General features: G+C 69.9%; 3 protein-coding genes. All 3 read left to right on the top strand.

What is annotated here, in order from left to right:
* The coding region (kynU, locus tag B9G38_RS14350; protein WP_086220822.1) for a kynureninase at positions 1-1044 on the top strand (1044 nt) is incomplete at its 5' end.
* 57 nt (positions 1045-1101) lie between these two features.
* Positions 1102-3369, top strand: a complete 2268-nt coding sequence (locus B9G38_RS14345) for a PAS domain-containing protein (protein WP_086220821.1) — start codon at positions 1102-1104, stop codon at positions 3367-3369.
* A 107-nt stretch (positions 3370-3476) separates the two neighbouring features.
* Positions 3477-4586 (top strand): DEAD/DEAH box helicase (locus B9G38_RS14340; protein ID WP_198945707.1); only part of this gene is annotated, 1110 nt, incomplete at its 3' end.

Raw genomic sequence — 4586 nt, 5'->3', positions numbered from 1 at the left:
GTGAACATCACGGCCGTGGTGGGCGCCTGCCTGGAGGGGCTGGTCGCCGGGAACGGCCCGGATCGCGAGGGGGTCGCGGCCGCGGACGGGACGTGGGCGCCGGGCGGCGATTCCGACGCCGACCCCGCGGTCCTCGTCAACGAGCTCGATTTCCCCTCCGACCACTACGCGATCCGGGCGCAGCTCCGCCAGCGCGGGGTCGACCCCGACGAGAAGCTCCGCGTCGTGCCGAGCCGCGACGGGCGGACGATCGACCCCCGCGACGTCGAGGCCGCGCTGGCGGCCCACGACGACGTGGGGATCGTCTGGATGCCGACCGCGCTGTACCGGTCCGGCCAGCTGTTCGACGTGGAGCGGATCGCCGCGGCGGCCCACGAGGCGGGCGCGTACGCCGGCTTCGACGCGGCCCACTCCGCGGGCGCCGTCCCCCACGAGTTCGACGAGGCGGGCGTCGACTTCGCGGTCTGGTGCACGTACAAGTACCTCAACGCCGGGCCGGGGTCGATCGGCGCGCTGTACGTCGCCGAGCGCCACCACGGGCTCACGCCCGCGCTGGCGGGGTGGTGGGGCCACGAGAAGGAGACCCAGTTCGAGATGAACATGACCTACACCCCGGCCGACTCGGCGGGCGCGTGGCAGATCGGCACGCCGCCGCTGCTCGCGGCCGCGCCGCTGGAGGGGTCCGTCGAGCTCCTCCGGGAGGCGGGGATCGGGCGTCTGCGGGAGAAGTCGCTCGCCCTGACCGACTTCCTCATCGCCCTCGTCGACGACCGGCTTCCCGAAGTCTCGGTCGGCACGCCGCGAGAGCACGACGCCCGCGGCGGCCACGTCGCACTCGAACACCCCGACGCCGAGCGCCTGAGCGAGGCGCTCAAAGACCGGGGCGTCGTCGTCGACTTCCGCCCGCCGAACGTGGTGCGCGTCTGTCCGGCGGCCCCGTACACCTCGTTCGCAGACGTGCTGGAAGTCGTCGACGAGGTCGAGGCGATCCTCGAATCGGGCGCGCACGAGGCGTACGCGACGAACGAGGGGGGCGTGACGTAGCGGGGGCGAGACCCCCGGATCGGAATCGATTACATATCGGCTGTCTAACTATGACGCATGGAGAATCGAAAGGGGCCGCCCTCCGAGTCCGGGCCCGATCTCGCGGTCGGAAACGAGGACAGGAGCGTCTACGAGACGGTCTTCTGTGAGATGGAAGACGCGGTCTTTCTGATCGACGTCGAAGACCGAGACGAGGGGTACGCTTTTCGCTTCCGGCGGACGAACGCGTCGCACCAGCGACTCACCGGAATTTCGCTGGAAGAGATCCGCGGCAAGACGCCGCGGGAACTGCTGGGCGACGAGCAGGGGGCGTCGGTCGCAGAGAACTACCGCCGCTGCGTCGAGGCCCGCGAGACGATCGAGTACGAGGAGGCGCTCGCGCTGCCGGAGGGGCCGAAGGAGTGGCAGACGCGGCTGAGCCCGGTCGTCGAGGACGGGTCGGTGACGCGGGTCGTCGGCGTCGCCCGCGACGTGACGGAACAGAAGGAGCGGGAGCGAACGGTCCAGCGGATCAAAGACCGGCTCGAACTCGCGGTCGAGGGGGCGCAGATCGGGGTCTGGGACTGGGACATGACCACGGACGAGGTCGAGTTCAACGACCAGTGGGCGGCGATGCTGGGCCACTCGCTCGACGACATCGAACCCCGCCTCGACGCGTGGGAGCGCCGCGTCCATCCCGACGACCTCGCGGCGGTCGAAGACGCCCTGTCGGCCCACGTCGCCGGCGAGACCGAGTACTACGACGCGGAACACCGGATGCGGACCGCGTCGGGGGAGTGGAAGTGGGTCCGCGACATCGGAAAGGTCGTCGAGCGGGACGGCGACGGGGAGCCGGTCCGCGCGGTCGGCATCCACCTCGACGTCCACGAGCAGAAGCGTCGAGAGGCGGAGCTGGAGCGGACGCGAACCCTCATCGAACGCACCCAAGAGAGCGCGTCGATCGGGTGGTGGGAGGTCGACCTGATCGGCGAGTCGCTCACGTGGAGCGACGAGGTGTACCGGATCCACGAGGTGCCGACCGACGAGACGGTGGAACTGGAAGACGGAATAGAGTTCTATCACCCGGACGACCGGGACGCGATCGAACGGGCGTTCGAGCGGCTGACGGAGGAGGGCGAGTCGTACGACCTCGAACTGCGGATCGTCACGGCGACCGGACGGACCCGGTGGGTGAGGGCGATCGGCGATCCGCAGTTCGACGACGCGGGAGAGGTCGTCGGGGCGCTGGGACTGTTTCAAGACATCACCGAGCGGAAGCGGTACGAGATGGCCCTCGAGTCGACGCGCGAGGATCTGCGGACGGTCATCGACCTCGTGCCGGACCTCGTGTTCGTGAAGGACCGCGAGGGCGAGTACCTCTTGGCCAACGAGGCGACCGCGGCGGCGTACGGGCTGTCGCCCGAGGAGGTCGAGGGCAAAACCGAGGGAGAGATCATTCCGGACGCCGACGACTCCGACGCGTTCCGACAGGACGACTTGGAGGTGATCGAGTCGGGCGAACCGAAGAACGTCGGCGAGGAGACGCTGACCACGGCGGCCGGGGAGACGCGCATCCTCCAGACGACGAAGATCCCCTACCAGATCGCCGAAACGGGCGAAGACGCCGTGTTGGGATACGCCCGCGACGTCACCGACCTCAAGCGGTACGAGCAGACGCTCGAAGAGCAGCGGGACAACCTCAAGCTGCTGAACCAGGTCGTTCGCCACGACATCCGAAACCAGCTGATGGTGGTCGAGTCGTACACCGAACTGCTCGAAGACTCGCTCCCGGACGACCGGAGTCGAACGTACGCGCGGACGGTCATCGGCGCGGCGCGGCAGGCGGCCGAAATCACGGAGACCGCCAAAGACGTCACGGACGTGCTGTTACAGGCCGGAGGCGACAGGACGCCGATGCGCCTCCGGACCGAGCTCACCGGGCAGATCCAACAGGTCCGGTCGGACGAGGACCGCGCCGCGGTCACCGTCGACGGGTCGATCCCGGACGTGACGGTGTTGGCGGACGACCTGCTGGAGGCGGTGTTCCGGAATCTGCTGACGAACGCGGTCGTCCACAACGACAAGCAGGTGGCCGAGATCACGGTTTCGACCAGTTTGTCGGACGACGCGGTGTGCGTCTCGATCGCCGACAACGGGCCCGGAATCCCGGACGATCACAAAGAGCAGATCTTTCAGGAGGGCGAGAAGGGACTGGAGAGCGGCGGAACCGGGATCGGCCTGTACCTCGTCAAGACGCTCGTCGACAAGTACGACGGCGACGTGTGGGTGACGGACAACGATCCGACCGGGAGCGTGTTCACCGTCGAACTTCCCCTCGCCGACTGAGCGCGAGACGGGCCGGGCGGGGGCGGCCGAGACCCGGTCGCACTCGGGCCGACCTCGCATAGCGACGGGCTTAATCGCCCGAGCGCCCAATCCAAACCGATCACAGAATGGCGGAACCGTCGGGGATGGACGCGTTCGCGCACCTCGGGAGCGAGGTCCGCGAGGCGCTCTCGGACCGGGGGTTCACCACCCCCACGGAGCCCCAGCGCGAGGCGATCCCGCCGCTCGCCGCGGGGCGGAACGCCCTCGTCTTGGCCCCCACCGGCACCGGCAAGACGGAGACCGCGATGCTCCCCGTCTTCGACGCGATCGTCGACGCCCGGAACGCGCCCGGCGACCGGCCCCGCGAGGGCATCTCGGCCCTCTACATCACCCCCCTCCGCGCGCTCAACCGCGACATGATGGACCGGCTGGAGTGGTGGGGCGAGACGCTCGGCGTCGAGGTCGCGGTGCGCCACGGCGACACGACCCAGTACGAGCGTTCGAAGCAGGCGGACGACCCGCCGGACGTGCTCATCACGACCCCGGAGAGCCTCCAGGCGATCCTGACCGGCTCGAAGATGCGCGTCGCCCTCGAAGACGTGGCGCACGTCGTGATAGACGAGGTCCACGAGCTGGCCTCGGCGAAGCGGGGCGCCCAGCTCACGATAGGGCTCGAACGGCTCCGCCGCGTCGCCGGACCGTTCCAGCGCGTCGGGCTCTCGGCGACGGTCGGCGACCCCGAGGAGGTCGGGCGGTTCCTCGTCGGCGCGGGAAGGCGCGACCCGGACCGCGAGGGCGACCGCGCGTTCGAGACGGTCGAGGTCGCGGCCGGGACGCGGACCGACGTGCGGGTCCTCGACCCGGAGATCACCGACCGCGACGCGACGCTCGCCGGCGAGCTCGCGGTCGACGAGACGACCGCGAGTCACGTCCGGACGATCCGCGAGATCGTCGCGGACCACGAGTCGACGCTGATCTTCGTCAACACGCGACAGACCGCCGAGGCGCTCGGCTCGCGGTTCAAGACGCTCGCGGAGAAGGAGCGGGAGGCGGCCGAGCGCGGCGGGGACGCGAACGCCGCCGACCCCACCGAGATCGAGCTCCACCACGGCTCGCTGTCGAAGGAGGTCCGGATCGACGTGGCGGCCCGGTTCAAGTCGGGCCAGCTCGACGGGCTCGCCTGTCACTCCTCGATGGAGCCCGGGAGCGACGTGGGCGGCGACGCCCCCCTGGTC

The organism is Halorubrum sp. SD612 (genome assembly GCF_002135005.1).
Note: the sequence above shows the minus strand (reverse complement) of the source record. Positions and strands in the feature narration are given on the sequence as shown.